Below are 25,585 nucleotides of genomic sequence, written 5' to 3'. Positions count from 1 at the left end.
CGAAGAGTGGAACCCACGATCGTGCGCTACTGATGAGGCCGTTCCGGTGTATCACAATCTGACCCGGCCTTTCCACCACGGACTCTTCAAAGAGGGAACGCTCATTCAAAGGAGTTCGTAACGAATCCCTTTCGTGAGATCTGCGCCTGCCGCTCATCGGGACTGGCATCATTCAGACTTGGCCTGACTGGGTCATAGGTGAGCGGGACCGTCGACATGGAAGATCAAGTCCGGACTTGACGCAAGCCGTCCAAGAGGTTCACAACTATTCCTCATAGCTCAGGCGCAAATGATGCGTGCGCCTTCGTTGGACTGAAACAGAAGAACGCGCCCGTAGCTCAGTCGGATAGAGCATCAGCCTTCTAAGCTGAGGGTCGCTGGTTCGATTCCAGCCGGGCGCACCAAACCTCGCTTGCGCGTTCCGCCGGCTCACCAGGCGAAGCCTCTCTTGATCATCGCCGGCGGATAAACACCTTCAGTGATTTCCAGGCTTGGTTCTTCGTGTGGGCCGCGGGCTATTCAGGCGCAGCCTATCTCCATTGCGCCCGCGGATACACACCTTCAGTGTTCCCAGACAGTCGTTCTTGCGCGGTCCGCCGGCTCACCAGACGAAGCCTCTCTTGATCATCGCCGGCGGATAAACTCCTGTGGACATCGCGAACCAGCCTCTTCTATAGTTTCCTCCTCGTATTGAGCTTTCAGGGGCTTGAGACCTCATGCGCAGGTTTTTCCGACCGATTCCGCTCGTGATTTCGGCAGTCATCCTGCTGGCCGTCTATGCGGTGACGGGATTTTTTCTTCTTCCCTATGTGATCAAATCCTACGTCCTTCCGACCGTGGCGGAACAGCTCGGTCGGCCGGTTCTTGTCCAGGCCGTGCAGATCAACCCCTTCGCGCTGTCAATCACCGTCACCGGCTTCGAAATACGGGAGGCCGACCAAACCGCACTGCTGGGATTCGAGCGGCTCCATGTCAATTTCGAGATATCCTCGTTGGTGCGGCGGGCGTACCGATTCGACGAAATTACACTCGCCATCCCCTTCGTGTCGGTCCGCATTCTGCCGACCGGCCAACTCAATCTCCTTGAGCTGGCCAAGGTCTCCGGTGGTACGACGGCGACCTCCGAGGACGCCGGCGACACCCGACGTCAGGAAGACAAAAAGCCGCTTCCCCCCATCGAAATCAGGCTGTTGCAGATCGACAGCGGCATCGTCGAGTTTCGTGACGAATCGAAGCGCCAGCCCTTTGAAGTTTCGATCGTCCCCATCGAGATCAGACTCCAGAATTTCACGACCCGGCGCGGCGGAGAAAGCACGTATGCGTTCAGCGCGGAAGTCCGCAAGGAGGAATTGCTCAACTGGGAAGGATACGTCTCCCTCGATCCGATCGAATCGGCAGGAAAGTTCTCCCTGACGGGCGTGCGCGGCCCGGTGCTTTGGCTGTATGTGAAGGATCGATTCAATTTCGATATCCCGGACGGCCGCTTGAACATCAGCGCCCGTTACCGCTTTGATACGACCGTAGAACCGTTCAACCTCACGTTGGCCGACGGTGAGATCGGCCTGACGAATCTCGCACTGACCGAGTCCGGCAAGGATGAGGTGGTGATTTCGGTTCCGTCCTTTCTGGTCCACGGCATCAACGTCGACGTCTCACGGCGGAATCTGGACATCTCATCGATTGAATCCAAAGACGCGTTGTTCAAGGGCTGGATGGACAAGGACAGGACCGTGAACTTTCAGACGCTCTTTACGCCGCAGCCGTCGGAGCACGCGGAAGAGCCGCAGAAGGAGTCGGTTTCCACGCCCCCGCCTCCTGCGACGGACGAGCAACGCCCATGGTTGATCGCGCTGAAGGAGATCGCACTGAAGAACTACGGACTGGATTTCGAGGACCGCAGCACGCCGACCCCCGCGCACCATCGGATCGCAGCCCTGAACACCACGGTCAAAGACCTCCATGTGCCGTTCAAAGAACCGATCAACGTGGATCTCGGTTTTCAACTCAACGACACCGGGTCGGTGCATGCCGACGGGACCATCGGACTCAAACCATTCGAGACCAACATCGGCCTGCATGTGTCCGCGATCCCCCTGAAGCCGCTGGAGCCGTACCTTGAAGGAGTCGCCCGCGTGGCCATTGAGTCGGGGAGTCTCGACATGAGCGGAGATCTGCACCTGGCCCTGGAGCATCCCAATGCGCCCATGCTGACGTATAACGGGAATTTCGGCATCCGGAATCTGGCGGTCAATGATCGCAATGGAGTCCCCTCCCTGGTTTCATGGAAGCAGCTGCAACTGAAACAAGTGGCCCTCACCGTCGATCCGACGACGGTGGCGATCGAAGAAGTAGGTTTGGATCAGCCGGCCGTTCATTTCAGCATACAACCGGACGGCCAATCCAACCTCGGCAACATTCGCCCACAAAGCGATGCGGCGGAACCCACGCCGGCGCCGACACCGGCCACATCCACGAAGAAAGGACCGCCCCCTGTCGTCTCGGTCAAGACGGTCAAACTCCTGAGGGGATCGGCCACGTTCGTCGACGAATCGATCAAGCCGACCGTGCGGACCGGCATCCATGATCTGACCGGCACCATCAAAGGGCTTTCCTCGAAACAATTGACCAAAGCGGACGTCGAATTGACCGGCAGAATGGACAAGGTGGCGCCGCTGAAAATCTCCGGTGTCATCAATCCATTGACGGAGAATACGTTCACGGATCTCCTGATTAAGTTCGAGAACGTCGACCTCACGACCGCGGCCCCGTACAGCGGGAAATACGCGGGCTATCCGATCAGCAAAGGCAAACTGTTCTTGGATCTGGCGTACAAGGTCTCCAAGAAGCAGCTGGAGGCCGAGAACAAGGTCGCGATCGACCAGCTCACCTTCGGGGAGAAGACCGACAGTCCTGATGCCACGTCGCTGCCGGTCCCGTTCGCCGTGGCGCTACTCAAGGATCGCAACGGCCGCATCGACATCGATCTGCCTATCCGAGGCGACCTGAACGATCCCGACTTCAAGTACGGGAAGGTCGTGATTTCTACCTTGCTCAATCTTCTGGCAAAGATGGTGGCGTCTCCATTCGCTCTCGTAGGGAAATTGATTCCAGGCGGCGGAAGCGGGGAGGAGCTGCAGTACGTTGAATTCGCACCAGGATCGGCGATCGCCTCGGACGAAGATCTGAAAAAAGTCGACGCCCTGGTCAAGGCGCTGGCCGAGAGACCGGGATTACGGCTGGAGATCACCGGCACCGCCGATCCGGTTCGCGATCGGCAGGCTCTCGGATATAAGAAGCTCTCCGCAGAACTGCTGGCCAGATGGACCCGGGAGCGCGGCAAGTCGGCGGCCGGTGAATCGTTGCCGGCCAACGACGAACAGCGGCTGCTCAAGGAACTGTATGCGCAACGCCGTGCCTCCACCGGGGCGGCCGAGCCTGCGCGGACCGCGGCTGCTCCCCCCAGTCCCCCGAGCGTAGAGGAGATGAGGCGAGAGCTGGCCGCAGCCATGCCCTTCGAGGAAGAAGACCTACGGACGCTGGCTCACCAACGGGCGGAGGAGATCCGGAACCAGCTGACCGGAGACGGAAAGTTGAAGGGTGAACGGGTCTACCTGGTGAACGAGGACATCTCGGCCTCCGAACATGAACGCATTCGCACCAAACTCGGTATCACGGCTTCGTGAGCGGCATAGGAGGTCGTGCACACCGAACGCCTCACGAGACTCTTGAACTGACCCTCTGCTCCACAGTATCGTAGAGAAGCCCGCGTGATCGTCGTCAATTGGATCGATCATATTTATTAATATGGACGGAGGACATTATGGCTCTACGACTAGGAGATGAAGCTCCGAACTTTACGGCTGAAACGACCGAGGGGCCCATCAACTTTCATGACTGGCTGGGGAGCGGATGGGGCATTTTATTTTCTCACCCCAAGGACTACACGCCCGTCTGCACGACGGAATTGGGCACCGTCGCAAAGATCACCCCGGAGTTCAAGAAGCGCGGCGTCAAGGTCATCGCGATCAGCGTCGACCCTCTGGACTCGCACAAGGGTTGGATCAACGACATCAACGAAACGCAGCACACGACGATGAATTATCCCATCATCGCCGACCCCGAGAAGAAGGTCTCCACGCTGTACGATATGATTCATCCCAACGCGATCGATAACATGACGGTCCGATCCGTCTTTATCATCGGGCCGGACAAGAAGATCAAGTTGACCTTGACCTATCCAGCATCATGTGGTCGGAATTTCGACGAATTGCTCCGCGTGATCGATTCGCTTCAGTTGACGTCGAAGTATAAGGTCGCGACCCCGGCGAACTGGAAGGACGGGGAGGACTGCATTATCACGCCCGCGGTCAACAATGACGAGGCCAAGACCTTGTTCCCGAAGGGCTTCAAGACCATCAAGCCCTACCTTCGCTACACCCCTCAGCCGAACAAGTAATCAAGGCTTGCTACGTGGGGGGGCGGCATTCACACGCCGCCCCTCCGGTCACACCAGCAGCAAGCCAGCCTTGCGGATCCTGTCCCACGAAGGACTCGAGAGGAACTTTTCGCCCCGCTTCCCGCCTCCGGGAAAACTTCCGATGGCGTCCCGGAGGAGCGGATAGGTTTGCCCCCGTCCCCTGCATCTCCTTGGCGCGGCGCGTGCGATCAGGTTCTCGATCCACCGCGCCTCGGCCGTGGGAAGGTTCAACGTATTCTCCCTGTCGTTCGCCAAGCGCAAGATTCTCGTGTTGCCGACGGTTTGTCCCGCCGGCATTCCGCCCAACCACACGAGACGGCGCTCGATGGTGATGTCATCGGGATTCGGTTCGCGCCGGACCAATCGCCGGGCCCAGGTGGACAGCACGGTCGGACGGGGCATTTTCCGGTCGAACCAGTCGCGCACATCCATCCGCAGCCCGCGCCCCTCAAGGAAATTGAGCATGGACCTCCGCAGGCCTTCCCGTACCCAGTCGGGCGTCGGACCGCTCGGATTCGCGGGATCCGTATGGATCAGATCGTTGTCGGCAAATCCCTGAAACCGCGGACCCAGAATGCGAATGCCGTGGGATTTGGGATCAAGGCCAATGGGACTGTGCGCCGTCGCCGTAAAGCGATGCCAGAAGGCCGATTGCATCAGATCGGCGGCAAACAACTGGCGCACACGCTCGAGCGCATCGACCGTTTCCTGGAGCGTCTCGGACGGGAACCCGTACATGAGGTAGCCATGGACCAGAATACCGGCCTGGTTGAAGGCGGAACACACGAGGGCGGTCTGATCGACGGTGATGCCCTTTCTCATTTGTTCCAGTAAGCGATCCGACGCGGCCTCAAGTCCCGCGGTGACCGCGATGCAGCCGGAAGCCGCCAATAGACGGCAGAGGTCGGGTGAAAACGCCGCTTCGAATCGAATATTGCCCCACCAGCGGATCGTCAGGCGTCGTTCCAGCAAGGCCAAGGCCAGCGATTTCAATCCGGCCGGCGGCGCGGCTTCGTCGACAAAATGAAACGTGTTCCGACCGGTTTCGGCCATCAGGCGTGTGATCCGTTCGATCATGCGTTCAGTGGGCGTGGGTTCATAGCGGCCGATGTAATCCAATCCAACGTCGCAAAAGGTACATTGCTTCCAGTAACACCCGTGCGCAACGGTCAGTTTGTTCCAGTGCCCCTCGCTCCATAACCGATGCATCGGATTGGTGCTGTCGAGAATGCTCACGTACCGATCGAGCGCCAACCCGTCGTATGTGGGGCAACCCACGTCGTTCATGGAAAAATCGACCGGCGTGGTTTCGGAACTGTAACGGACACGACCATTGTCACGATGAAACGTCCGGCACAGCGCGCTTCGCGATCGCCGCCCGGCGAGATGCTCGACGAGCGACAGCAGGGGACGCTCTCCGTCGTCCAATGTGACGAAGTCGACGTAGTCGAAGATGCGGGGATCGCTGATCCGCCGCAACTCCGTGTTCACATAGCCCCCGCCCAGCGCGATGACGGTCTCGGGGCACTGTCGCCGTACGGCCTGGGCGATTCGAAAGGCGCCGTAGACGTTGCCGGGAAAGGGCACGGACAGTCCGACAAGACCGGGCTGGATCCGATCGAGATGCGCCGAGAGCGCGTCCAGCATGAACCGATCGGTCAGACTCGGCGCCTCGGCCAAGCCGGCCGCCAGCGCCTCGAACGACGAGGCGGACCGTGCCAGGTGCTCGGCATATCGATTCAACGCAAAATGAGGAGAAACCACAGCCTGCACGAGGTCGGCCAAGTCCTCCAAGAACCATGTCGCCCGCAGCTTGGCCCGGTCCTGCACGGACATCGATCGCGACCATCCCGCTCGTCCGGCAAACCGCGGACCGCGCGGCAGGACGCCCTGGCTGGCCAACTCGGCGGCCAAATCGGGGGTACGGCCTTGGAGAAATCCGATCACCGGATCGATCCACTTCGTGTAGGTCCGCGCCGCTTCGAGCATGGCGCAAGCCTCGTCCGGCAACGGGCCCTTGTAGTTGCGCACTTCCTCAAAGATCGTGCGGACTCCGTCACGACTGAACAAGCGCAGCATCATCTCGATGCCGAGGTCGGCCTGATGGCAGGGAACACCGCGCGATCTGAGAAAGCCGGTCAGATAGGCGGTCGACGGGTAAGGCGTGTTCAGCTGAGTCAACGGAGGGATGACCAAGAAGACGCCAACCGGCCTCATGGAGCCGGACATAACATAGTCATGATCATCATTGCCATTGATGATGCGAAGGGTAAGGTATCAGGTTGCGAGTAGAAGCCCTGAAGTGTGTCATTCTCGCGGAAGCGGGAATCCAGGTAAGGCCTTCTACTCAGCATGGAGTCTTGATTTTGCGCCAGCATGACACAAAAGGATAGCTGACCCACCACCACGCAACCAGCCGATCGTTTCCCTCTACCGGACCCATAGCCTATGAATAGTGGACAGTGTCATGCAGCGTCGGCTAGGGTGCATTCTCATGGAAGAGAAGCGGGTATCGCCTCACTTCATACCGTTCATTCTCTACAGCGATTTCAATTGCCCGTTCTGTTATGCCTTGCACGAGCGCCTCCACGACATGAAGCTGATTGAACTGGTTGCCTGGCGGGGCGTTCAACATGCGCCCTATCTGCCGAGTCCCATGCGGCCATGGGAGGGAGCCTTGAGGGCCGAGTTACGGCATGAAGTGGCCGTCGTGAAGCGGCTAGCCCCTGACCTGGGTATTGAGCTGCCGAACGGCAAGCCCAATACCAAACTGGCCATCGATCGCGCTTCGTGGCTGCTGTCCCTGGACGTGTCCCGAGGCATGGAATTTATTCGAGGTGTCTATTCCGCATTCTGGCGCGACGGGATGGATATTTCGGATCAAGAGGTCTTGGATCGCTTGGCTGGGCGACACGCGGATGCGGGAATCCTCCTCAGCCCGGAAGAAAGCGCTCTGTCGATCGTGCACGAATGGGAGGAGAGTTGGCATGCGACGGGACAGGCCGGTGTCCCGCTCCTCGTGTCGCCCGACGATCGGATGCTCATCGGTTGCGTGCCGCCGGAGCAGATCGAGAGGTTCTTTGGGTAGAGGCAGTTCCGACTCGCAACGCGAAGCGATGGTCGCGGCGGCCGAAGCCCTCGCAACCTTGCTCGATTCGGCCTTGAAGATTCCTGGGACGCCCTGGCATTTCGGTCTGGACCCGATCATTGGATTGATTCCCGGCATCGGTGATCTGCTCGCCAATCTGATCGGCATCACCATTCTAGGGCTCGCGGCGCGCCTTCACGTACCGCGCATCGTACTGGCGAGGATGAGCGTTAATCTGATGGTCAACGGAGCAATCGGCTCGATACCGGTAGTAGGGGACCTCTTTTCGGTGTGGTTCCGTAGTCACGCCAGAAATGCGCGTCTGCTGCGGGAGGCGGCGACTCAACCGTCACGGACGACCGGAGGGGACTGGTTCTACGTAGCCTCCATCATCGCGGCCACATCGGCCTTGTTGGCACTCGCAATCATCCTGGTGGCATGGTGCCTCATGAGGATCTGTCAGGCGGTTGCTGACTGACCTTCCGAGAACGGCATCTAACCTTTGGCCGGCGATAGGTTGACCATTCGAACGAGATCCAGAGTACCCGCGAGTTCCTTGTCAGGAGCTTGTCACGACGCGACGAACTTGAGCGCAACCCCGTTGATGCAGTAGCGCAAGCCGGTGGGTTTCGGTCCATCTTTGAAGACATGACCCTGATGGCCCTGGCACCGCGCGCAATGGACTTCCGTACGGGGAAAGATCAGCTTGAAATCGGTCGTGGTTTCGATCACCTTCGGATCGATTGGTTGCCAAAAACTCGGCCAGCCGGTTCCGCTGTCGAATTTGTGATCGGAAGAAAACAGCGGGAGGTCGCAACCGGCGCAGTGGTAGACGCCGGTCTCATGGTTCTCATGCAACGGATTGACGAAGGGTCGCTCGGTGTCCTCATGCCGGAGAACCCGATAGGCCTCGGTGGGGAGAAGCTTTTTCCATTCTTCGTCCGTTTTGACGACTTTGACGATCGGCCCGATCTCGATCTTTGTCGGCATGGCGCCCTCCTTTGTCATCCGTATTCCCCCTGAGGTGTCGCCTGGGCGACAAGATCCTTACACAACGTCCGCCCCGGTACAAGGGGCGAGCCGGTCAACTGACTCCGTTGTCACTCCCTTGCCCTGGCCGAAGACGGAGCGGAAGAAGCGGACAAGGAATCTCCTTGGACAGCCGACTCGTGACCAAATGCGGCCGGCAGCACTTCCTCGATCCGCTCGACCGGAATGAACGTCAGATCGTCGCGAACCTCCTGGGGAACCTCTTTGAGATCCTTTTCATTGGCCTTCGGAAGAATGATCCTCCGGATGCCGGCTCGGTGCGCGGCCAAGACCTTTTCCTTGATGCCGCCGACCGGCAGCACCAGCCCGCTGAGGCTGATTTCCCCGGTCATGGCGGTGTCACTCCGCACCGGTTTGCTCACATAGGATGAGGCCAGTGCGGTCGCCATCGTAATACCGGCGGACGGACCGTCCTTCGGAATGGCTCCGGACGGCACATGCACATGCACCCCGTTCCGTTTGAATCGGGAGATGTCGAGCCCCATGCCCTCCGCATGCGACCAGAGGTAGCTGCGAGCGGCACGGGCCGATTCCTGCATCACGTCGCCCAGCTGACCGGTCAGGGTCAATTCATGGCTGCCGGGCAGCAACGTTGTTTCGATGTACAGCACATCGCCGCCCGTGGGCGTCCAGGCCAATCCGGTGGCCACCCCAATCGGGATATTCTTCCGAGCTTCCTCAGGCATGAATCGCTCCGAACCCAGCCATTCCGGAAGCAACGCCGTCTCCACCGTGACCGACGCGCGCGGCGTGTCGGCAGGCAGGTCGGCGAAGGTCAACGCCACCTTGCGCGTAAGCCGTCCGAGCATCTGCTCGAGCTGACGCACTCCGGCTTCTCTCGTATAGCGCGCGATGATGTGATCGAGCACGCTGTCCGGCAACCGTACCTGCTCGGTGTCGAGTCCGGCTTCCTTCAGCCGTCTCGGCCACAGATAGCGGCGGGCGATTTCCGCCTTCTCCCGTTCGCTGTAACCCTGAACCCGGATGATCTCCATCCGGTCGAGCAACGGCTGACTGATTGTATCCAGCGTGTTCGCAGTCGTGATGAAGAACACCTGCGACAGATCGAACGGCAGATCCAGATAGTGATCGCGAAACGTATGGTTCTGAGCCGGATCCAGGATCTCCAGCAACGCCGCCGCCGGATCACCTCGGAAATCGCGTCCCATTTTGTCGACCTCGTCGAGCATCAGCACCGGATTCTTGACGCCGGCGCGCCGCATCGCCTGGATGATCCGTCCGGGCAATGCGCCCACGTACGTTCGACGATGGCCGCGCAGCTCCGCTTCGTCGTGAATGCCGCCGAGGCTGAAACGTTCGAAGGTCCGTCCCATGGCGCGCGCGATCGATTGGCCCAAGCTCGTCTTGCCGACGCCCGGAGGACCGACGAGGCAGAGAATCGGCGCTTTGGCGGAGGGATTCAACTTCAACACCGCCAAGTGCTCGACAATTCGCTCCTTGACCTCCTTGATGCCGTAGTGATCCTCTTCCAGGACTTGTCGTACCTTGGTGAGGTCGAGCCGTTCTTCGGAGAGCTTGGTCCACGGTAATTCCAGCACCAGATCCAGGTAGGTCCGGAGCACCTGGTGGTCCGGGGATGAGGAAGGGACCTTGGCCAGACGGGCCACTTCGCGGTCGACCTCCTTCCGCACGTGGTCGGGGATCTCCGCCTCTTGAATCCGCTTCTTGAGCTCGCTCAACTCGCTCTCGTCACCCTCGCCCTCTCCGAGTTCCTGATGGATGGCCTTCAGCTGCTCCCGGAGAATGTATTCCCGCTGGTTCTTCCCGATCTTCGCCTGTGCGTCGCTGGCGATCTTGTCCCGCAGTTGAAGAATTTGGATCTCTTTCGAAAGCGCAGCATACAGCGTCCGGAGCAGTTCGATCGTGGACGAACTTTCCAACAAGGTTTGCTCTTCCTTGACGGTCAGGTTGAGTAGCGACGCCACTCGATAGGCCAGGGTCGCCGGATTCTCCTCTTTGCGGAACGCCGCAGCTGCCTCCTCGATTCCCGGGGCTTGAATCACGCGCGGTAAATCCGTGAGCAATTCCTGAATCGCGCGTTGGATGGCCTGCACCTCCCGATCCTGATCGGTCGTGAGTTCCAAACGGCGTACCTGAACGCGCAGGAAGGGGACGGTCTGATCGGCCTTGAGCAAAGCCACCCGTTCGATGCCCTGGACGAGGGCATGGAGGGTACCGTCCTCGGCGTTGGCGACCTGCTTCACAATGGCTTTCGTCCCGATCGTATAGAGATCGTCCAGTCCGGGATTCTCGGTCGACGGATCGCGCTGGGCGACCACGAGAATCATCTTCTCTTCGGTCTTCAGAGCGGCATTGACCGCTGCAACGGATCGCTCGCGCCCCACGGTCACCGGCATGAGGATTCCAGGAAACAATACCGTCCGTTTAATCGGGAGAACCGGTAACGTCAGGGTCAATGTCGTGGTCATTGAAGTGCCCTCCGTTTACGAGTAAGCAGACAAGGTCCCATGGCTGCAGATAGGTCCGCGGAAGGGAAAGTCAACAATCAGAATATATTGAAACACAGCCGATCATTAGTGTCGTCTAACGATCGACAAAGAGACCGCCGTCGTGAGGATACATCACCACCTTGCCGTCGCTCGGCCGCTGATCCGGAGCGGGAGCTACCTCAGATGGGAGCCGATAGGTGTCGATGCCTCCTAAATCGAAAAAGGCGCTCACGCTGTTTTCGTTGGCGCGGCCGAAGCCTCCCTTGACGCCGTATTGATCGTTGCCCCCTTCATCGATGAACAGTCCCCATCCGGAATGGTCTGCGGTCCCGAGGCCGGTCGATCGATCGAACAGGTACTGGTCTCTGCCTTTGTCGCTGTCGATCATCAGACCGACGGCATGGTCCCACGCTACGCCGCCGTTGTAGAACGGTCCGCTCGATCCGTAGCGATCGTCACCCCGTCGGTCATTGAAAAGGCCGATCCCGTAATGCGCGGACGAGCCGTGTCCGTACCGCGCGGCGTGATACTCGTCGTTCCCGGCGAGATCCAACAGCACGCCGGCCCCGAAGAAGTATCCATGGCCTTGAGAAAAGTTCGCGCTTTCATAGTGGTCCGATCCTGCGACGTCGACGAGGAGGCCCCAGCCTCCGGCCGAACTGAAGGCTTGTCGATCGGCTCGTCGGCTCAACACTCTGCCACCGGATCCAGTTCCTAGTCCGAAGCAGTCGTATTGAAACATCGGGTCGCCCGGTTTGCCGTTAGGGGCATCTTCTGCATTGTAGGCGCTGGGATATTTCCCTCCACATTGATATCGGTCGTCCCCCTGCACATCGATGACCGCTCCTATTCCGGATGGCCCTCCGAACCCGATGGCAAACCCATAGCTCGTATACCGGTCGTCGCCCGCCGTGTCGAGCAACAACCCCAGCCCGTGAACGGCCGCTCCCTGGGTCATTCTGCTTCCGACATAGTCGTCGTTGCCCCTGGCATCGAACAGAATTCCGATTCCTGCGAAGCCGGTTCCGCCGGAACCCTGCTCGAGCTGATAGGCATCGTCGCCGGCCAGATCGATCAGCAGACCCACCCCGAGCCGTCCGACGGCCAAACCGAAGGCGCGGCCCTCGTATCGATCGTTTCCTGCAACATCGATTACGACGGCGTTGCCATGGTCCGGATCCGTCGAGGCGGCGATCATGCCCACGTAGCGATCATCGCCACCGAGATCAATGACCAGCCCGAACCTGGCATCCAACTCATAGGTGTTCGCGCCGAATCCTCCGATCACAATAAGCCCATAGGAACTCTTTTCGGCGTAGAGCACGTCGCCCGTCACGCCGTGCGGAACCTTCTCCTGAGGCATGGGTCGCGACAATGTCCCCGTAAGTTGATGGAGCCACCGCTCGTTGGCCAGACGGGCCAGCACCTGGGCGGCGGCGATAAGATTGGCGTGATCGACACGTTCCTCGATCAATTCCGCGAAGCGCGCATCTTCCTTCAGAGACGACACGGCCTGTTCGGTCAGATTGGACACCTGAGGAGTGAACCGTTCGACCAACCGTGCCGCGTGGTTGAAGAGAAACCCGCGCTCATCCTCGGTGAGGTCGCTCAACGCTCTGTCACGATGCTGGGAGGCTTCGGCCAAACTGTCCACCATGAAGGCGGTCGCGGCCGCTATCTGGGAGCCGGTTGGCAGCGCGATCGCTTTGTGGAACGTCGACGTCCGATCCATTCCTGCCTCCAGCACGTCCAGTACGCCGGGGAGGTTCACGGCGCCGCCTTCGGCCAGTTCGGCCGCCAACAGCCCGTGACCTTCGAGATCGGCGAGGCCGTCCCAAGGTTGCCTCAACGCATCGAGGATCAATCGTCGTTTGAACCGAGCCCGCACGGCCTCTCCCGATGCGGCCGGTGCAGCACCGTCGCGCTGTATCTGTTCAGGCAATCCTTGCACGTCCGGACGGACTGACGGCATGAGGCGCTCGACCACCGAGTCTCGCAACGGGCTTCGCGGTTTTGCGGCCGGCGCGGGGGAAAGCATGGACACCACCCCCTGGATCATGCCGCAGCCGGACAGCACCGGCACGAGGCCGATAACCAAGAGAGTCCTAATCCGTCTGCTTGGACGACGAGCGGGAGCATTAACCATGGAGGTTGACGGACCCTGCATTCCTTCGCATCGAGCCTTCGACGATCTTGAACTCATATAGTCGGCACTCGAGAGGGCCATTATAAAGAGGGATGCGTCGGGACGGGCGCAACCCGATCGACTGTTTCAATCGAGAATCGCCGGTGAAGACATGGACTCGCCAGCCGGCCCATCGCTGCTTGAGCCGATCTCCGATCCCGGCATACAAGGCATCCGACCTTTCAGAATGACCGAGCCGCACTCCGTACGGAGGATTGACGAGCATGACTCCGTGAGAAGCCGGCGGCTCCAGCGCCAGGAAGTCTTGAAGCTTCACCTTGATATCGATATCTGCGACCATCCCGGCGGCGTGAAAGAGGCGCCGCGCAATCTGAAGTGCCTGCTCATCCCTGTCGGAGGCATAAATGGACAGGGGCACTGCGGCCAGTTGCCGTGCGCTGGCTGCCTTCCGAATTTTGCTCCATCGCGCGGGATCATGAGGCAGAAGCCGTTCGAACGCGAAGGCACGTCTGATGCCGGGTGCAATTCGTCTCGCTATCAGCGCGGCTTCCAGGGAAATCGTCCCCCCGCCGCACATCGGATCCACGAACGGCTGCTCCGGCCTCCAGCCGCTCAAGAGCACCATGCCGGCCGCCAGATTCTCCCGTATAGGCGCCTCGATCTGCGCAAGCCGATATCCTCGTTTGAACAGTGGTTCCCCCGAAGTATCGAGGTAGAACGTCACCGACTCGGCATCGAGAAACGCGTCGATCCGGACATCCGGTTGGTGCGTGTCGACACTCGGCCGTTGGCGACGGACTGCCACGAATTTGTCGCACACGGCATCCTTGATCCGAAGCGTGAGAAAATTCAAGCTGGCAAGCGGACAGCGGCGCGCGCTGACTTTCACTCGGATGGTTCGTCCGGGCTCGAACCAATCCGGCCACGCGAGCGCATAGGCGCTACGGTAGATGTCGGCTTCCGTGCAATAGGGGGCGCGTCCCACCTCCCACAGCACGCGGTTGGCGACGCGGCTTTCAAGATTCACGTGATAGAGCGCGGCCCACGGCCCAGTAAACGCGACTCCGCCCTCGGTCGGTTCGGCCGAGTCGATTCCGACACCGCCGAGTTCCTGCTCCAAGACCCCTTCAAGACCACGGGGGCAGGGTGAAAAGAACCGGTGTTTTGTGTTATCCATCTCTTGCGTCCCGCGTCACGTGCTCGGCCTTTGTGCCCCACAAGGCTCGATCCCATGAACTTCTGCAGCGCCTGCGGCCACCCTGTCTCCCAACAGATACCCGAGGGAGACAACATGCCGCGGTTCGTCTGCGGTTCCTGCACCGTCATCCATTATCATAATCCCAAGATTGTCGCAGGCTGTATCCCAGAATGGAATGACCGGATCCTGCTCTGCCGACGGGCGATTGAACCCAAGTCCGGTCTCTGGACTTTTCCCGCCGGTTTTATGGAGATTGGGGAGAGCACGGAACAGGCGGCCATCCGTGAAACGGTCGAAGAAGCCCAAGCAGAGGTGGTCCTCACCGGACTTCACTCCGTGCTCAGCCTGCCGCACATCGGCCAGGTGTATCTGGTATTCGTCGGAAGAATGCGATCGGAGCGGTTCGGAGCCGGAGCGGAAAGTCTCGAAGCGCGGCTGTTTCACCCCTCGGCGATTCCTTGGGACCGCATCGCATTCACGGTCGTTAAACAAGCGTTGCGGCGTTACGTCGACGACCTCGCAAAGGGCGAAATGAGGCTTCACGTCGCGACGATTCCCGGAGCTTTGGCCAAGCCGACGCAAGAAGACGGCCGTTCATAGCAACATCGAAGATCGGCGTACGATCGCGTGGATGTCGACCAGTTGGCCGGCGCGGTCGAGCGCATAAAAAATCCGCCATTCGCCCACCGCATACTTGCAGAGGCCGGGAAGATCCGAGGCCGCCGGCTCATGTCGCAGATTATCGACGTTCGAAGCAATCCACTTGGTCTTCTCGAACAGCCGTTGAGCCGCCGGCATCTCGATCGTCGAGAGATCGTCGAGGACCACAGGCTGGAACGACAGGCGATACCAAGGCATGGGCACCTACCAGCGGAGGCCGAGCCTGTGCGCGACCTCTTCGCCGGACAGACGTTCGGTATTGGCGAGCGACGCCTTGAGCCGAGTCCGCAACGTCTCACCCAATTGTAGGCCGAGATCCGGATCGCCTAGCAACTCCCGTAACCGATCATCGACGATGCCGCAGACTAATTCCTTCAGTTGTTGTGGCGAAAGTGAACTCACGTCCATGCGGGAGAGGATACGAAGATCATCGCGGGATTGCAACGGAGAAGACGCATCAACGGGCAGCGGCACCGGCCTCGAGCTGTTGAATGATGCGGCTCAGGCGAGCTTCGTCCGGCTTGGCTACGACCAGAAACTCCATGCCGATTCCTTGCGACCCGCACCACCGAATCGCGGCGTTATCGATCGTAATCGGTGCCGCCTCTCCCGGTACGTGCAGGAGCAGCGTCACCTGCATGCCGGTGAACGGACTCAACAGACTGTCGACTCGGCAGCCCTTCGCCGAAAGGTCACGGATCGCACCCTTGTGGCGGAACTGATCCTTATGGACAAGCGTACTGCTTAGCGAAACCGGATAGCGTTTAAACTTGCGCGTCACCATGAGTCGTTCTCTCGTTCTGGGACAATCGCTCGGGGAGCTATCTGATGGGCGATCTACAGGTGTCAGCTCGTCTCGGGACCGGCTGAGTGCTCATCGGCGTTCAGCAAAGGCTAGACGCGACAGGCCGGATTGTCAAAAATTTTCGCGCTTCGACCAGGAGGGCGGTAGGAAGGGAAGGAAAACGCAATGGGTATCGCAATGGACGCTTGTCGCCGACCACTACCAGCTCCGCCCCCAGCGCCCATAGAATCTCGGTCCCCAATAAGGATGGTAGTAGTAGGGAGGTCCGTAGATCCACGGACGTCCCAAGTAGAAGCCGAGCCCGACCGGGGGAAAGGCATACGTGTATGTGTAGGGCGCCGGCACGAGCGAAGTCGTCTGCCTCTGTGAAAGCTGCTGCTGGAGGTCCGACGTCGCGGCGGCTTGCCGTTCGACTTGGCTCTTCAGTCCCGCGACCGCTTCACGTTCTGCCTGCAGCTGCCCCTCCAACTTTTGGATTTGCTCCCGTTGCTCTTCGATAAACGCGTTCATACAACGGGCTTGAGCCTGCTCGCTGTAGCTTGAGCATTCCCACGGCACCGATGCGTCGGCCGCGTAGGATGCAGCGGCCGTAAGCACCATGCCGAGAATCCAAGCGAATCGTCCCCGCCGCCGCAGAACATCGGAAGGGGAGGGCGTCACGGTTGTACGATCCACGCTTCCTCCTTCGCCGCGTGCCACCTATACCTTAACACGAGCCGGCGTTCCCAACCACACCGCGCCGCCGTTCTCATCACTCGACTAGAGGACGTCGTTTGATTTTGCAGGAGAGGGCCTCATACAATGCCGCCACGGAGTACGATCCATGACTCGCCGCATGACGCCCGCACGACGGCAAGCCGTCAATCAAACCCCCAAGGTCAATCGCGGGCTCAAGCGGCGCTTCCAGCTGAGGCTTCTAAAGTGGTATGAGGCAAACGGGAGAGATCTGCCTTGGCGTAAGACGGCAGATCCCTATCATATTCTCGTGTCGGAGGTCATGCTGCAACAGACCCAAGTCGATCGCGTGATCCCGAAATACCACGAGTTCCTCGACCGCTATCCCAGTTTCCAGCATCTCGCCGAAGCGCCGGCAGGGGAGGTCAAGGCTACCTGGTATCCCCTTGGATACAACATCAGACCGGAACGGCTGCACAGCATCGCCCGCGAAACGGTTGCGCGATATGACGGCAAACTCCCCAACGCGGAGGAGGATCTGCTCTCCTTCAAAGGTATCGGACGCTATACGGCAGGGGCGATCAGATCGTTTGCATTCAACGAAGATGCACCGATCCTCGACACCAATGTCATGCGGGTTCTTCATCGGGTGTTCATCGCCAAGGGGGACCCCAAGGCCGCTAAGTCCAAGCTCTGGGCCCTCTCGGAAGCGTTGATCCCGAAAGGCAGAGGCTATGACTTCAATCAGGCATTGATGGACTTCGGCGCCACCTGTTGTACGTCAAGAAATCCGTCCTGCCAACCGTGTCCAATGAGGTCGATCTGTAAGACCTACCCGTTCAGCGCCCACAAGACAAGGACCGCATGAAACTCATCGAAGTGGCCGCTGGCCTGATCTACGAAGACGGTCGATATTTGATTGCCAAGCGCAAGGCCGGGGTCCATTTGGGGGGCCTGTGGGAATTCCCCGGCGGCAAAAGGGAAGAGGGGGAAACCCTGGAGGACTGTTTGAGGCGGGAACTCCTGGAGGAATTGGGCGTTCGCATCGACATACCCATTCCCTTTCGGATCATCAGACACGACTATCGGGGAAAGACCGTCGAGTTGCATTTTTTTCGATGCGCAATTGAGGCGGGTCGGCCTTCGCCCGTCGATTGCGCCGAGCTTCGCTGGGTCCATCCCTCCGAACTCAACGAGTACGAGTTTCCTCCTGCCGACCGACCGATCATCGAAGCGTTGCAATATCAGGGGGTGGGGCGGAGCCTGTGAAAGTGGTCCTGGACATCGAAACGATACAGGCGCCCAGAGAGGAATGGGAACGCCTGCTCGGCAGACAGCCGTGTCAGGCGGATCTGGCTCCGGAATCCGGCGACCTGGACCTCTTTTCTGCCGGAGCGGCTGCGGAGCGCCGGCGCGTCGAGGAAGAACAGTACGCCAAATCCGCCTTCGACGGAACCTTCAGTGCGATCGTCTGCATCGGACTGCTGGAGTTTTCGGATCAGTTGGAGCCCCGGGGAGCCGTGGCTTGGTACGGGGGCAACGAACGGGAATTGCTTCGCCAATTCTGGTCTCGCGTGGCGCAGGCCCGGCCGTCCTCGTTCATCACTCATAACGGCTTGGGATTCGATCTTCCATTCATCAAGAAGCGATCGATCATCCACCAGGTGAAGCCGAGCCTGGACATCAATCTGGCTAAATTTCGGACCGATCCGGTCTACGATACGATGGCGGTCTGGAGCAATTGGGACCAGAGGGGGTGGGTCAAGCTTGATGTGCTGGCCAGAGCTTTGAACGTCGAAACCAAGTCAGGGAGCGGAGACCAAGTCGCGCAAATGTGGGAGAAGGGACAGGGGCGAGAACTGGCTCTCTACTGCCTGCAGGACACCTTTGTGACCTATGCCTGTTACTGTCGGATGAATTTCCGCCAGCCGCTGTCTCGTGAAGTCGTGCTCCTTCAACCGGAGCTCATCGACGTCAGATGAATACACTCAACGGGTCTGATGCGCTTCAGCCCGTTTCTTCACCGGGGCTGGTTTCGAGGACACCTTGCTGGCCCTGAGCGCCTTGATTTCTTCAGCCTGGTCACGCAGCTCACGTTTCATCCAGCTCGATTCCTTGCGCAGCATGCTAATCTCCAAGTCCTTTTTCGCGAGCGCTTCTTTCGCCTTCTGAATTTCATCCATCTCGGACATCGGACCCGGTTCGGTCATCGCTTGCGCCTTGGCTTGCTCGGTGCTCGCCATGGGAGCACCGGAAGTCATGGCCTGGGATCGTGCCTGGGGCTTCGAGGCAGCCAGAGATGTCATCGAAGCCTTGGCCAGCGCGTGATAATCGATCACCATGGCCATCATGCCCACAGCGCCCCCCGCCGCATAGGCGGGAGCGCTCTCGGCATGGGCGACGGATTCAGGAGCAAATCCGGTCGCTTTGGCGCCTTTGGCGATCGTGAGGTAAACGAATCCTTTCTGCACATAGAGGCTGCCCGTGGTGGGTTCAACGCCTGACCCTGCCAATGAGGATACGCGGAAGGCGACGATCTGTTCCGGTTTCGCCTTGGATAAGCCTTGTACGAGCAGGGGAGCAAGAAACTCCGCATCCTCATCGCTGAACGTTCTCATCGGCTTGCTGCCACCAGCGGACATTTTCGAAGACCCGTTCTCACCCTCATCGCTGTAGAGACCCTTCACGATCTTCATCATGGTCGCCTGGTCGATGACGGCCGGATGACTGGCTTCAAACGACCAATCAGCCACATCTTCCAGTTGCACCCCGCCCTTTGAGCTCTGTGCGATCTTTGAAGCGCTCGAACAACCGGCCACAACCAGGGCCACAACGGCGATCGCCCAAAGCCCGTAGGCCGGCCGCTTACGGTCGACGGAACACATGGATTGGAATATCATGGACGATCTCCTGTGGTCGGGACGATGGTGTCGAACGATCATCAGATGGAAGGCCTACCAGATTCCCAGCCCCATCAGAGTCATGCTCAAGGCCAGCCATCCGAAGAGCCCCACCGCAATGACGGTTTCCAGGCTGACGGAAGAATCGGACCTTTGGTCTGGAGGGGAGGCGAGCTTGGAATCCATAGTGTTCTCCAGCAGCTACAAGGTGTACATTCTTGACAGGACTCTGCGAAGGATTAAGCAAACTTTGTGCCTCTTTGCCGTCTTTGGGCCACTCCTCGCTATCAAATGAAGACTTTCCATCCAGACTTCGCACGGTCTTTTCGTAATCCGATCAATTTCGAGCTAGTTGAAAGGTTACGCTTTGCCGCTTAAATCATTGTTATTTTTACATCTCTATCTCTCAATTCCGTAATAATATTCTGCTTTATCCAATTGGACGGACTTAGGCAACATTTCCTTCGGAGAAGAGAGGGTTCGGCAGGTCGCAACGAGAAACGAATAAGAGGTTCCTACAAAGAAGAGCACTTCCGGTACAAAACTGTTCGATCGTGGATTACGAAGATGATGGTTGAGGTCCAATCAGGCTGGGGTGGCACCATAGAGAGTCGATGCGGAGCAATCATAAACCGAGAGCTGAATCATCTGGCCGGGACCGGCGTGAACGGACTCCTTGGACCAGACCACGGTGATGTTTCCGTCGGTCTTGCCCATGCCCTGAGACGGGGAGCGTTTGGCGTCGCCTTCGACCAAGACGGACAGGGTCGTGCCGAGATAGACCCTGTTGCGCTCTTGGGAAATTCTGCGTTGGAGATCGACCAACGCAGTCACCCGTTCCGACTTGACCGATTCAGAGACCTCATCTGACCATTTTCTGGCCGCGATCGTATTCCTGCGTTCGGAATACTTGAAGATGAACGCCGAGTGATATCTGACCTCTTCGAGAAGTCGATATGTGTCTGAAAATTCCTCGTCCGATTCCGAGCAGAAGCCCGCGATCACGTCGGTGGTGAGCACGATGTCCGGGCATGACGAACGGATTTGATCCACCAAGCTCAGATAGGCGCCCCGGCTGTAGGTCCGGTTCATCAAGCGCAGAATTCTGTCGTTTCCCGACTGCACCGGCAAATGAACATGCTTGCAGATTTTGGGATGCGACACCACCGCCTCCAGCAGGGCCGTGGGAAAATCCTTCGGATGGGGAGAGGTGAATCGCACTCGTTCGATGCCCGGCACATCCGCCACCGCCACCAGCAACCTGGCAAAATCCCAGTCGCCGTATCGGTAGGAATTGACGTTCTGCCCCAGCAATGTGATCTGCTTGAACCCTCCCGCGGCCGCCATCCGGGCCTCGGCCACGATCCCATCCGGCTCCCGGGATCGCTCTCTTCCCCTCGTATAGGGCACCACGCAGAAACTGCAAAAGTTGTCGCAGCCTCGCATGACTGCGATCCAGGCGTTCACCCCGTCGCGACGATCCGGAGCCACATCGTCGTAGGTTTCGTACTCCGAGAGATCGACCGCCATTTGTCGCCGGAGTTCCCCCTGTTCCTGCAATTCCATGGCCTTCGCGATGAGCCCCGACAGGTGGCGATATGAATCCGGCCCGGCCAACACATCCACCAAAGGTTCCTTCTCGGTCAACTCCTCCTTCAGATTCTGAGCCATGCAGCCAAGCACACCGACGACCAAAGGACGCTGCCGTTTAAGCGCCCGAAGATCCGATAGGTGAGTGTAGACCTTGTTGTGGGCATTCTCTCGGATCGCGCAGGTATTCATCAGAATCACATCGGCCCGCTCGCGGTCATCGGTGAAAACGAAACCGTCGCGCGCGAGCAGCGAGCGTACGAGTTCGGAGTCATACTCATTCATCTGACATCCGAAGGTCTCGAGATGCACCTGGGGAGGCCGTTGCTGATTCATGAGATCGACACCGAGGAAATGGTGGGCAGAGTCTTCGACGCAGGCCGGAGCGAAGCCACCCGCCCCACGGCCCATCGCTCGGACGCGGCCGAAATGCGGACGGACCGGATTGTGTTGGTGAGCGAGTCGGAAGCAGTCACGGCGACTCGCAGAAAATTCGGCGCCGTCCCCACTGCAAAGCCGCAGGTCTCTCCGGCCTCGAACAGGACCGGAACGGTCGACCCGATATGGCGCTCTGCAAACAGCATCCGCTTGGCGCGATCCACTGCCGCCAGTCTCATCGCCCGTTCCCGGACCATTCCCCCGGAAACGCATCCGTTCAGTCGCACGGCGGCCGTGCCCGGTCTCGGCGAGAACGGGAACACATGGAGATAGGAGAAGGGGAGAGTTTCTGTCAAACGGACCGTATTGAGAAACGCCTCCTTTGATTCTCCCGGGAATCCCACCATCACGTCGGTGCCCAATCCAAGCGACGGCACCGTTCGAATAACCCGTTCGATCAGTTTCACAAAATCCCGGACACGGTACGGCCGGTTCATGGCCGATAGGATCGAATCGTCGCCGCTCTGCAGGGGCACATGCAGATACGGACAGAGTTTCGAAGATGCAGCCATCCGCTCGATCAGCCCCTCGTCAATGGTCGTGGGCTCGATCGAAGAAATTCTGATCCGTTCCAGGCCGTCGATCCGTTCAAGAGCGTCGATGAGCGCCAGCAAACCGCGGCCGTCTTGCCTGTACCGGCCGATGTTCACCCCGGTCAGCACGACCTCCCGATATCCTGCCGCCGCCAGCATGGCCGCTTCCTGAAGCGTGTCTTCCAACACGCGACTTCGCTCATGGCCGCGGGCGAAAGGAATGAGACAGAAACTGCACATCACGTTGCATCCGTCCTGAATCTTCACGGACGCCCTCGTCGAATCGGGCGTTCCATATTCGGGTAGCACGAAGTCATCTCGGTCGATCGTTTTACTGTGAACGACTTCGGGCTTGGGAGACTTTCGCAGATGCTCAGGCGCGGGCAGCATCGACGGCAGCTCCCATTTGAACTGATTGCCGACGATCAAATCGACGCCAGTCATCGACCGCAGCTCCTGTCCGCCGGTCTGGGCATAGCAGCCGGTCACGGCGACGAACGCACCAGGAGAATGTTTCAATGTCTTCCTCACCACATACCGACAGGTACGCTCCGCCTCTTTCGTTACCGAGCAGGTGTTCACCACCAGCAAATCGGTCGGCTGACCGAAGGCCACAAGTTCGTAGCCTTCTTTGCGCAATCGGGATTCGAGCACGGATGTCTCCGCCTGATTCAGCCGACAACCCAGCGTATGCAAAGACGCGCGTCTCATAACGGACGGGCATTATAGTGAGTGGCGGACCCTCGGGCAAGGCAGCCGATCGGAGAACACCCCGATCGCTTGGCCGTAATTGAGTTGGTTGAAGCCGATCAATGGCCGTGGTAGCATGCGTCCCATCACGTAAGCCTCTGACTCGGAGTGAGTCTCTGATGATCGCTTCCCCGCGTGCCCTCTTCATCTTCGTCTGCCTTATGCTGCTGTTCTCCGCCTCGCTCGTGTCCACCAAGGAACTCCTGCCGAACGAGCCGGATCTCAATTCCAGGATCGACGAATTGTACGACCACGAAGCCAGGCTGTTCCTGATGCTGTATTCCTTGGGCGGAAACGGTCAGGTGGACTATGTCACCGGCCGTATGGTGCAGGAGTATGCCCGGAGCAACTACGGCAACCCGGTCTATCAGACAGAGGCCTATCCGTTGTTCTATTGGTGGAACCATACGATGTGGAATGACCCCGAACAGGACGGGGTCAACGGCAACGAACGAGTCTATCAGGAAAACGTGGAGTTCGACATTTCCCGCTACAAGCCTTGCACGTTCAACGGCCAACCTTGCTGAGGATCGTCTCGACCGCCTTGCCGCCCTCTCTTCATTGTCCACAGGTCATCCGCCACCGGCTTTTATGAAATCTCTGCGGACGGCGAACAGCTGGATGGTATTTTATCCGGGTCGATGATGGTCGACATACCATGAGCGCCTTTTCAGTCGCACAAGTTCTCGCGAATCGACGAATCGCCTTCATGCTTCCCCTGGGCTTCGCCTCCGGGCTTCCTTTGGCGCTCACCGGCGGCACCCTCCAGGCCTGGCTGACCGTGGTCGGACTGGATCTGAAGACCATCGGGATCTTCACCCTCGTCGGGCTTCCATACACGGTGAAATTCCTCTGGGCTCCGCTTCTCGACCGCATCACGCCGCCGTTGCTCGGGCGGCGCCGCGGATGGATGCTGCTGACTCAGATCGGGGTGACCCTCGGGCTGGTTGCCATGGCAATGACCGGAACGGGCGAGCGTCCAGAATGGCTCGCTGTGGCAGCGGTTCTGGTCGCCTTTCTTTCTGCGTCGCTCGACATCGTATTCGACGCGTATCGCACGGACCTGTTGCTGCCGGCCGAGCGCGGCTTTGGAGCCGCGGTGTGGGTGAACGGCTATCGATTCGCTTTATTGGTCGCGAGTTCCGGCGCATTGGTGCTGGCCGACCATATCGGCTGGGAATCCACGTACCTGGTCCTTGCCGGGATCATGGCGACTGGAATCGTCGCCGTGCTGGCGGCTCCGGAACCGACGTTCACCGGAACGCCGCCCTTGAGTCTCATCGAGGCCGTGGGTGACCCGTTAGGGGAGTTGTTCTCCCGTCCCAATATCGTCAAGCTGCTGCTGTTGATCCTGCTGTACAAGATCGGCGACGCTGTCGCCGCATCGCTACAGACGGCATTCTTCATTGGAGGACTGGGCTTTTCGACCAGCGACGTGGGTTACGTCAAAGGGACCGGCTTATTCGCGACGTTGGGCGGTGCCTTGGCAGGTGGAATAGCTATGGCGAGAATGGGTTTGGTTCCCTCGCTCGTGCTGTTTGGGCTTTTTCAGGCGCTTTCGAATCTCTGTTTTACGGGGCTCGCCTGGGCGGGAAAAAGTTACGCGGCGTTGACGGCCTCCGTACTGATCGAAAACGTGACTGGGGGAATGGGAACCGCAGCATTCGTCGCGCTGATCATGTCGCTCTGCGACCACCGGTACACCGCCACGCAATTCGCGCTGCTCTCGTCCATCGAGGCCGTGGGGCGCGTCCTTTCCGGACGTCCATCGGCCGATTTGGTGGGCGCCGTCGGGTGGCCGCAGTTTTTCTTCATTTCCTTTCTCCTGGCATTGCCGGGGGTTTGGCTTGCCTGGACGCTGCGGTCCAAGCTCCAGGAGCAGTCTGAGTCGGGATCCGTCGGGGAATGCGCCGTATTATAGAGGCATGACTCGGCGTTGCAAGAACAGCACGTACAGCATGAGTGTCGGTAAGGGAGCAAGGAGAAATGGCACGAGCCATACCCAGACGTTCTTCGCTCGTACGCGCGCCTGGTCAATCATCCAGACGAAGACCCAGACGACCAGACCGACATAGTTCAACGCCATCCACCGTATCGTATGGGTCTTGAGTCCGCTGGCCCGCTCGGGAGAAGTTTGGAACAGAAATATCCCGAGAACCACAATGAACAGCCCCAGCAACAGTCCGACGATGCGTTTACTCCAAACATACATGGATCCCTCCAACGTGAAGGATGAAATGTCCGGCAACTGACCCGCTGCTTCTGAGTAGGCTAATCGTGCGCAATGCGCTTGTCAAAACGGCATGGACCGCCCCGGTTGCGGCGCGGAAACCGAATGATGGGAATTGAGTGCGGCATCAGGCATACACAGCAAGGAACAGCATGAAGCTCTGGCTATTGTTGCTGCTCGTGACGGCCCTGACGGCAAGCGTCGCTTTGGTCTTGACCAACCCTTCGTTGGATGACTATGTGACATTCGTCGAAGCGGAACTGGGGAAAGCCCTGGACCGACATGAATCGTCCGCTCCGCAGAGGGAACGCGACATGGTCCGCACCATTTTTCGCTTGCACAGCCGCGAGTTGGTGGAGAGCGTCGTACGCCCGCATACCATCCAACGCAACTGGGGGCTCTTCAGTCTGTTCGAGACGACCGCGCTCGAAGTTCATATCGAAGTCCTTGCAATCGGGGGCCGCTTCATCCCGCTCAAAGGCGTCGACGATGCCGTCATCCGTTTGGGCCGCCTGGCGTTCTAGCACTCGCGGTTTTCCCCTTCGACCTTCGCCTTCCCGCCTGCTGATCTGCG

The 25,585-nt window shown here is 59.2% G+C and carries 25 protein-coding genes and 1 tRNA gene; 12 read left to right on the top strand and 14 right to left on the bottom strand.

The genetic code is table 11. From position 1 onward, the window contains the following. Positions 1-327 precede the first annotated feature (327 nt). The 3 genes from P0111_10045 to P0111_10035 all read left to right on the top strand — a co-directional run bounded on the left by P0111_10045 (position 328) and on the right by P0111_10035 (position 4,456). A tRNA-Arg gene (locus P0111_10045) sits at positions 328-404 on the top strand. A gap of 312 nt (positions 405-716) precedes the next feature. Beyond that, positions 717-3,683, top strand: coding sequence for a DUF748 domain-containing protein (locus P0111_10040; protein ID MDF0644363.1), 2,967 nt, complete (start codon positions 717-719; stop codon positions 3,681-3,683). Positions 3,684-3,820: 137 nt separating this feature from the next. Beyond that, entirely contained in the window at positions 3,821-4,456 is a 636-nt protein-coding gene (locus P0111_10035; protein ID MDF0644362.1) for a peroxiredoxin, read from the top strand. A 48-nt stretch (positions 4,457-4,504) separates the two neighbouring features. Here the strand turns inward: P0111_10035 and P0111_10030 are convergent, their stop codons facing one another. After that, positions 4,505-6,706 carry a radical SAM protein gene (locus P0111_10030; GenBank protein ID MDF0644361.1) on the bottom strand — a complete coding sequence of 734 codons (2,202 nt, stop codon included), beginning with the start codon at positions 6,704-6,706 and terminating at the stop codon, positions 4,505-4,507. A 238-nt stretch (positions 6,707-6,944) separates the two neighbouring features. On the opposite strand from P0111_10030, the gene P0111_10025 reads away from it, so the two are divergent. Together P0111_10025 and P0111_10020 are read left to right on the top strand one after the other, a co-directional pair. After that, positions 6,945-7,565 (top strand): DsbA family protein, encoded by a 621-nt coding sequence (locus P0111_10025; GenBank protein MDF0644360.1) that lies wholly within the window; start codon positions 6,945-6,947, stop codon positions 7,563-7,565. Then, positions 7,558-8,043 (top strand): DUF4112 domain-containing protein, encoded by a 486-nt coding sequence (locus tag P0111_10020; protein MDF0644359.1) that lies wholly within the window; start codon positions 7,558-7,560, stop codon positions 8,041-8,043. Before P0111_10025 ends, P0111_10020 begins: the two co-directional genes overlap by 8 nt. A 92-nt stretch (positions 8,044-8,135) precedes the next feature. Here the strand turns inward: P0111_10020 and msrB are convergent, their stop codons facing one another. The 4 genes from msrB to P0111_10000 form a co-directional block, all read right to left on the bottom strand. Then, positions 8,136-8,555, bottom strand: a complete 420-nt coding sequence (msrB, locus tag P0111_10015) for a peptide-methionine (R)-S-oxide reductase MsrB (protein MDF0644358.1) — start codon at positions 8,553-8,555, stop codon at positions 8,136-8,138. 110 nt (positions 8,556-8,665) lie between these two features. Then, complete coding sequence (lon, locus tag P0111_10010) at positions 8,666-11,065, bottom strand: endopeptidase La (protein MDF0644357.1); 2,400 nt, start codon at positions 11,063-11,065, stop codon at positions 8,666-8,668. A 115-nt stretch (positions 11,066-11,180) separates the two neighbouring features. Further along, positions 11,181-13,184 carry a hypothetical protein gene (locus P0111_10005; GenBank protein MDF0644356.1) on the bottom strand — a complete coding sequence of 668 codons (2,004 nt, stop codon included), beginning with the start codon at positions 13,182-13,184 and terminating at the stop codon, positions 11,181-11,183. A gap of 40 nt (positions 13,185-13,224) precedes the next feature. Then, positions 13,225-14,409, bottom strand: a complete 1,185-nt coding sequence (locus tag P0111_10000; GenBank protein ID MDF0644355.1) for a THUMP domain-containing protein — start codon at positions 14,407-14,409, stop codon at positions 13,225-13,227. 54 nt (positions 14,410-14,463) lie between these two features. Between P0111_10000 and P0111_09995 the strand changes: the two genes are divergently transcribed. After that, positions 14,464-15,030: an NUDIX hydrolase gene (locus tag P0111_09995; GenBank protein ID MDF0644354.1), complete on the top strand. Its 567-nt coding sequence runs from the start codon at positions 14,464-14,466 to the stop codon at positions 15,028-15,030. Here P0111_09995 and P0111_09990 read toward each other — a convergent pair. From P0111_09990 to P0111_09975, 4 genes are all read right to left on the bottom strand, one after another. Then, the gene (locus P0111_09990; GenBank protein ID MDF0644353.1) at positions 15,025-15,288 is read right to left on the bottom strand and encodes a hypothetical protein; all 264 of its coding nucleotides are present in this window, start codon (positions 15,286-15,288) and stop codon (positions 15,025-15,027) included. The two genes, P0111_09995 and P0111_09990, sit on opposite strands and share 6 nt — an antisense overlap. A gap of 6 nt (positions 15,289-15,294) precedes the next feature. Further along, entirely contained in the window at positions 15,295-15,534 is a 240-nt protein-coding gene (locus P0111_09985) for a hypothetical protein (GenBank protein ID MDF0644352.1), read from the bottom strand. Between the two features lie 13 nt (positions 15,535-15,547). After that, on the bottom strand, positions 15,548-15,874 hold the full coding sequence (locus P0111_09980; protein MDF0644351.1) for a PilZ domain-containing protein: 327 nt from the start codon (positions 15,872-15,874) through the stop codon (positions 15,548-15,550). 219 nt (positions 15,875-16,093) lie between these two features. Beyond that, entirely contained in the window at positions 16,094-16,570 is a 477-nt protein-coding gene (locus P0111_09975; protein ID MDF0644350.1) for a hypothetical protein, read from the bottom strand. Positions 16,571-16,718: 148 nt separating this feature from the next. Between P0111_09975 and P0111_09970 the strand changes: the two genes are divergently transcribed. From P0111_09970 to P0111_09960, 3 genes are read left to right on the top strand one after another with little or no spacing between them, the layout of a single operon-like run. Further along, positions 16,719-17,438, top strand: coding sequence for an A/G-specific adenine glycosylase (locus P0111_09970; protein MDF0644349.1), 720 nt, complete (start codon positions 16,719-16,721; stop codon positions 17,436-17,438). After that, positions 17,435-17,839: a (deoxy)nucleoside triphosphate pyrophosphohydrolase gene (locus tag P0111_09965; protein ID MDF0644348.1), complete on the top strand. Its 405-nt coding sequence runs from the start codon at positions 17,435-17,437 to the stop codon at positions 17,837-17,839. The genes P0111_09970 and P0111_09965 overlap by 4 nt, the downstream gene beginning before the upstream one ends. Further along, the gene (locus tag P0111_09960; GenBank protein ID MDF0644347.1) at positions 17,836-18,552 is read left to right on the top strand and encodes a 3'-5' exonuclease; all 717 of its coding nucleotides are present in this window, start codon (positions 17,836-17,838) and stop codon (positions 18,550-18,552) included. The genes P0111_09965 and P0111_09960 overlap by 4 nt, the downstream gene beginning before the upstream one ends. 6 nt (positions 18,553-18,558) lie before the next feature. On the opposite strand, the gene P0111_09955 is transcribed toward P0111_09960, so the two are convergent. The 4 genes from P0111_09955 to mtaB form a co-directional block, all read right to left on the bottom strand. Beyond that, entirely contained in the window at positions 18,559-19,470 is a 912-nt protein-coding gene (locus P0111_09955; GenBank protein ID MDF0644346.1) for a hypothetical protein, read from the bottom strand. Between the two features lie 54 nt (positions 19,471-19,524). Beyond that, a complete protein-coding gene (locus P0111_09950) occupies positions 19,525-19,656 on the bottom strand; it encodes a hypothetical protein (GenBank protein MDF0644345.1) in 132 nt (43 codons plus the stop codon). A gap of 399 nt (positions 19,657-20,055) precedes the next feature. Next, positions 20,056-21,396 (bottom strand): tRNA (N6-isopentenyl adenosine(37)-C2)-methylthiotransferase MiaB, encoded by a 1,341-nt coding sequence (gene miaB / locus P0111_09945; protein MDF0644344.1) that lies wholly within the window; start codon positions 21,394-21,396, stop codon positions 20,056-20,058. Further along, positions 21,393-22,742: a tRNA (N(6)-L-threonylcarbamoyladenosine(37)-C(2))-methylthiotransferase MtaB gene (mtaB, locus tag P0111_09940; protein MDF0644343.1), complete on the bottom strand. Its 1,350-nt coding sequence runs from the start codon at positions 22,740-22,742 to the stop codon at positions 21,393-21,395. The genes miaB and mtaB overlap by 4 nt, the downstream gene beginning before the upstream one ends. Positions 22,743-22,900: 158 nt before the next feature. On the opposite strand from mtaB, the gene P0111_09935 reads away from it, so the two are divergent. Together P0111_09935 and P0111_09930 are read left to right on the top strand one after the other, a co-directional pair. Then, entirely contained in the window at positions 22,901-23,308 is a 408-nt protein-coding gene (locus P0111_09935) for a hypothetical protein (GenBank protein ID MDF0644342.1), read from the top strand. Positions 23,309-23,439: 131 nt separating this feature from the next. Next, positions 23,440-24,702 carry an MFS transporter gene (locus P0111_09930; GenBank protein ID MDF0644341.1) on the top strand — a complete coding sequence of 421 codons (1,263 nt, stop codon included), beginning with the start codon at positions 23,440-23,442 and terminating at the stop codon, positions 24,700-24,702. Here P0111_09930 and P0111_09925 read toward each other — a convergent pair. Continuing rightward, positions 24,697-24,993 (bottom strand): hypothetical protein, encoded by a 297-nt coding sequence (locus P0111_09925; GenBank protein ID MDF0644340.1) that lies wholly within the window; start codon positions 24,991-24,993, stop codon positions 24,697-24,699. The two genes, P0111_09930 and P0111_09925, sit on opposite strands and share 6 nt — an antisense overlap. Before the next feature lie 170 nt (positions 24,994-25,163). Between P0111_09925 and P0111_09920 the strand changes: the two genes are divergently transcribed. Beyond that, a complete protein-coding gene (locus P0111_09920; GenBank protein MDF0644339.1) occupies positions 25,164-25,535 on the top strand; it encodes a DUF4359 domain-containing protein in 372 nt (123 codons plus the stop codon). Positions 25,536-25,585 lie beyond the last annotated feature (50 nt).

The organism is Nitrospira sp. (genome assembly GCA_029194535.1).
Lineage (GTDB): Bacteria > Nitrospirota > Nitrospiria > Nitrospirales > Nitrospiraceae > Nitrospira_C.
This window is presented reverse-complemented; position numbering and strand designations above follow the sequence as displayed.